Origin of the sequence: Methylomonas koyamae (genome assembly GCF_001644025.1) — a bacterium.
GTDB lineage: Bacteria > Pseudomonadota > Gammaproteobacteria > Methylococcales > Methylomonadaceae > Methylomonas > Methylomonas koyamae_A.
In genome coordinates, this window is the sequence record NZ_LUUK01000099.1 from 1 (window position 1) to 4,354 (window position 4,354).

Annotated in this window: 3 protein-coding genes; all 3 read left to right on the top strand. The window is 57.5% G+C overall.

The features are described from left to right. Window positions 1-98 precede the first annotated feature (98 nt). Entirely contained in the window at window positions 99-719 is a 621-nt protein-coding gene (locus tag A1355_RS08240) for a pyridoxamine 5'-phosphate oxidase family protein (protein WP_064026885.1), read from the top strand. Between the two features lie 78 nt (window positions 720-797). Next, the gene (locus tag A1355_RS08245) at window positions 798-2,387 is read left to right on the top strand and encodes a tetratricopeptide repeat protein (RefSeq protein ID WP_064026887.1); all 1,590 of its coding nucleotides are present in this window, start codon (window positions 798-800) and stop codon (window positions 2,385-2,387) included. Between the two features lie 707 nt (window positions 2,388-3,094). Then, the gene (locus A1355_RS08250) at window positions 3,095-4,096 is read left to right on the top strand and encodes a VPLPA-CTERM sorting domain-containing protein (protein ID WP_064026889.1); all 1,002 of its coding nucleotides are present in this window, start codon (window positions 3,095-3,097) and stop codon (window positions 4,094-4,096) included. Window positions 4,097-4,354: the final 258 nt, after the last annotated feature.

Genomic DNA, 4,354 nt, shown 5'->3' on the forward strand with positions numbered 1-4,354 from the left:
GAGCGGAGTCGAAGGGAATGGCCCGGTTGGCCGAAGCCGCGAAGCTTCAACAAAAAACATCCATTATTTTCATCTTTCCGCAATCGAGGTAGATCGCCATGTCCAGAGCCTTTGCCGACATTTGTTTTACCGACTCGGTGCGCGCGGCGCAGAACCGTTACGGCAGCCGGGACGGCAATCTCGGTTTGGAAACCGCCGCCGATCCGCGCGCCGAACTGGGCGAAACCGAGCAGGCCTTCGTCGCCGAGCGCGACGGCTTTTATCAGGCCAGCGTCGGCGAAACCGGTTGGCCCTACGTGCAGTTTCGCGGCGGCCGGCCCGGCTTTCTAAAAGTGTTGGACCCACGCACGCTGGCTTACGCCGATGTGCGCGGCAACCGCCAGTACATCAGCGTCGGCAATCTGGACGCGGACGGGCGGGTGGCGTTGATTCTGATGGACTACGCGGCGCGGCGCCGGTTGAAAATCTGGGGCGTGGCCCGCATCGTCGAATTGGGAGCGGCAGACTGGCCGGCGGCGCTGCCGGCCGAAACCGGCGTCGAGCGGGCCATCGTCATTGATGTAAAAGCTTACGACTGGAATTGCCCGAAGCACATCACGCCGCGTTTTACCGAAGCGCAAATCCAGCAGCGTGTTGCCGGCCTGCTAGCAGAAATCGAAGGCTTGCAAGCTGAAAACCGCCGATTGCGCGAAACTTTGGCAGCCCGCGATCGCAATTGAACAACCGGCCGGTTTTGCCGCGTCGGCGCGGTTTGCGGTATGCTGCGAGCCTCGTTTATTCGAATGCCGACAGCCGTTATGAAAGCCCCACTCAAGCAACCGCAACCGGCGGAGTTGCAAGCCATTCACCAACTATTTCAAGCCGGACAAGTCGCGTTGGCCGAGGTCCGGGCGCAAGCGTTGGCCTCGGCATTTCCCAAATCGCTGCCGGCCTTGAATTTATTGGGCATGTGTCAACAGGCGCAAGGCAAATTGCGCGAGGCGGCCGCCAGCTTTCGCAAGATGATCGCGCTCGATCCCAACATCGCCGAAATTCACTTTAACCTCGGCGCGATTTACACCCAGCTTAACGATGCCAAGGGCGCGATGGCCGCCTATCGCAAGGCCTTGCAAATCAAGCCGGATTTGACGGTCGCCCACTTCAACCTCGGTGCATTGCTGCAACAGCAAAGTCAGTGGCAGGAGGCGGCGACGCATTACCGGCAGGCGGTGGAACAGCAGCCGGGTTACTTTCAGGCCTGGGCTAATTGGGGGGCGGTATTGCAAACGTTCGGCGACCTGAAAGCCGCCGAGCAGTGTTACCGCAAGGCCTTGGAAATCAACGCCGACGCGCTGGGCTATTTCAATCTCGGCACCAATCTCTACGATCAAGGCGCCCACGGCCAAGCGATCGAAGCTTTCAACCAAGCCTTACAACTGGATCCGCAATTCGCCGACGCTTGGAACGACCTGGGCGAGATTTACCGCGATCAGGCCAATATGGACGAAGCCGTGCGCTGTTACCGCGCGGCGCTGCAAGCCAACGCCGAGCACGGCCGGGCCAATTACAATCTCGGCGAAAGTTATTGCCTGGGCGGCCAGTTCGAGCAGGCGATACCGTATTTTGCCGCCTCCGATTTTGCCGACGCCCAGGAGCGGGTGCTTTTATGCCTGTATAAAACCGGCCAGTTCGATGCCTTTAAACAGTGCTTGGACCAGTTCGTTGCTGAAGACCGTCATGGCTCGGTGTTGCTGGGCAGCCTGGCGACCCATTACGCCACCAATTTTCGCCAAGCCGACGCTTACGGCTATTGTCGCGAGCCGATGAGGTTTGTCCGGCATACGTTTATCGAAGAATTGGCCGACCCGAATAGCGCATTACTGAGTCAATTGTTGGACGACGTCAAACACCTGGCCATCGCCGAGCGCAAGCAGGGCCGTTTATATTACGGCATGCAATCGGCGGGGAACTTGCTGCAGCGGCCGGAAGCGTCGTTTCAACAATTGGCGATGTTGATCCGCGCCAAAGTCAAAGCCTACCGGGACCACTTCGCCGGTAGCGACGACGCGTTGATCCGGCGCTTTCCGAAAGCTCTGGAGTTTGCCAGTTCCTGGTATTTACGGATGAATCAGGGCGGCTATCTGACTTCCCACATCCACGAGGAAGGTTGGATCAGCGGTTGCGTGTATCTGCAATTGCCGGATAAATGCGATAGCCACGAAGGCAGTTTCGAATACGGCACCGATGGCGACGATTACCCGCGCCTGCACGACGACTTCCCGACCCAAATCGTCGATCAAAAAGTCGGCGACTTGGTGTTGTTCCCATCCTCGCTGTTCCACCGCACCATTCCGTTCAATTCCGACCAGGAACGCATCTGCATTGCGTTCGATATAAAGCCGGCTTGAATCGCGCGCGGCAAACCAGGGTCGCCGGCGTCGCCGTTTGGCGAAGACAAGCAGAAGGCTAAGCGCGCGTTAGTCGTTAACCGGTTGCCGAAGCAGGCATTAGGCCGGCTCGACTTAGCGCTTATGGCTTACTTCCGTCAGGCCGAGGGCTCGCCACTCGTCGACGAGTCGTTGCCGAACTTTCGGCGTTTCAGGTATGGGCTTCCGAATTGCAATAAACCGACGCTGCAGCGCGACGGCGGGCGTCGATTGACAGGCGAAGCGGTAAACGATCGTGAACCATACTATTTCTCAGGTATTTTCAATGAAGCCTGTTATTCAATTTGTTTGCGGCTTAACTAGAAAGCTAACGATTGAATATATGTAAAAACCTATCGCCTTAGTCTGATGCCTCCCCCGTAGCCCCGATTGTCAGAGTAGCTTCCAGGCTCATGCTGGCAGTGGCTAGTCCAAAAAACCCGGATTGACAAACAATTTCGTTATAACTTATTGTGCATAACGTCGATATATTTTGACGGATATAACAAATCGAAAAAATTCTCGTCGCCAGGGTCATCTTAAATACAGGCTTTGTTTGGGACTTGGCGGCGGAACGGCATGTGGCTTCCTGCGCTTGGTACTTGGTATAGGACTGCTGGGGACTTGGGCTAACAGCCGCGACTTTAAAAACGCACGGACCACTTTATTTGAACCAGAGGAAGAAAACCATGCAAAACCTGAAATCGATAGCTCGTACCGTCTTGGCCGCTTCGGTCATTGCACTGTCGCTGCCGGCAAGCGCCGAGGCGGATGTCATGCTGAGCGGTTACCTGAAAAGCGGTAGCCCGGCAAGTTTCAGCATCGCCGATCTGCAAGCTTTCGGTGCCGCTACATCGGTAACGGTCGGCGGCAATACCTATACCGGCGTGTCGCTGTATAGTTATTTGAACAGCTATGTCGCCACGCAGCCTAACAGCGCGAATGGCCCGAAAAACGATCTCTTACGTGAATTTGTGGTTGCGACCGGTAATAACGGTAGCACCGTGTACACGATGGGCAATCAGCTCGGCGGCAACTTCGGGGGAGCTCAGGACATCATTGCCTTTCAAGACAGCAACGGCGTCTTGGCCGCGCCCAGCCTGATCGCGGCCGACGGCGCCAGCGTGACCAGCCTGACCAGTTTGGATGTCGGTCATGTCGCTTGGCAGGGAACAGGGAGTGGCGGTATAGCGAATTCATTCACGGTCGGTGGTGCGGTAAGCAATCCCGGTAGCTACTCGCTGGCCAACTTACCGGGCTCGCTGACCCCGATTACGACTTTCAGCAATTTGGCGACGGGTTCGGCGACCGGATTCACCGGCGTGTCGATGTGGGATTTATTGGTGGCGTCCGGTATCTCGACCAATCCGTCATCGCTGAAAACTTCCTATGTGGTCGCGACCGCTACCGACAATTACACCGTGGTCTACTCGCTCGGCGAGATCCTGGCGCGGCAAGCTAGCGGCATGCCTGACCTGATTGCTTACGCCGACGGCATAGGCAGCGGTTTGGGCAGTGCCGGGGTCTTCCGCACGATCATTCCCGGCGACAGTCGAGGCGGACGCTACATGTCCAACTTGAGCAGCTTGACCGTGGTCAACGCGGTACCGTTGCCGGCCGCGGCTTGGATGATGCTGAGCGGCGTGCTGGGATTGGCATTCCAATCGCGCAAACGCGTTATAGCCGCTTAAATCCTTCGGTTCGGCGCACGCCGGACCCACGCCGATCCCTTGGTGTGCGACCGGCTACGCCGAGTCACCTGATAACTTGTAAAAACAGTCGCGAGAATTTTCCATGCGTGCCATGTATCGAATGCTTTGCGGCGGCGCTCTGCTGTCCGCTGTGATGACCTTGCAGGCCGCCGGCCCTCTGCCGGTGTCGCTGCGCGATGTACCTCTACCACCGGTACCCGGCCTGCTGGACGGCGCTAATCCGATCGTGGTCGATAA

Bases quoted from the DNA above. Each gene is read 5' to 3' on its own strand.
- A1355_RS08240 (WP_064026885.1), top strand. From the start codon at position 99: ATGTCCAGAGCCTTTGCCGACATTTGTTTTACCGACTCGGTGCGCGCG.
- A1355_RS08245 (WP_064026887.1), top strand. From the start codon at position 798: ATGAAAGCCCCACTCAAGCAACCGCAACCGGCGGAGTTGCAAGCCATT.
- A1355_RS08250 (WP_064026889.1), top strand. From the start codon at position 3,095: ATGCAAAACCTGAAATCGATAGCTCGTACCGTCTTGGCCGCTTCGGTC.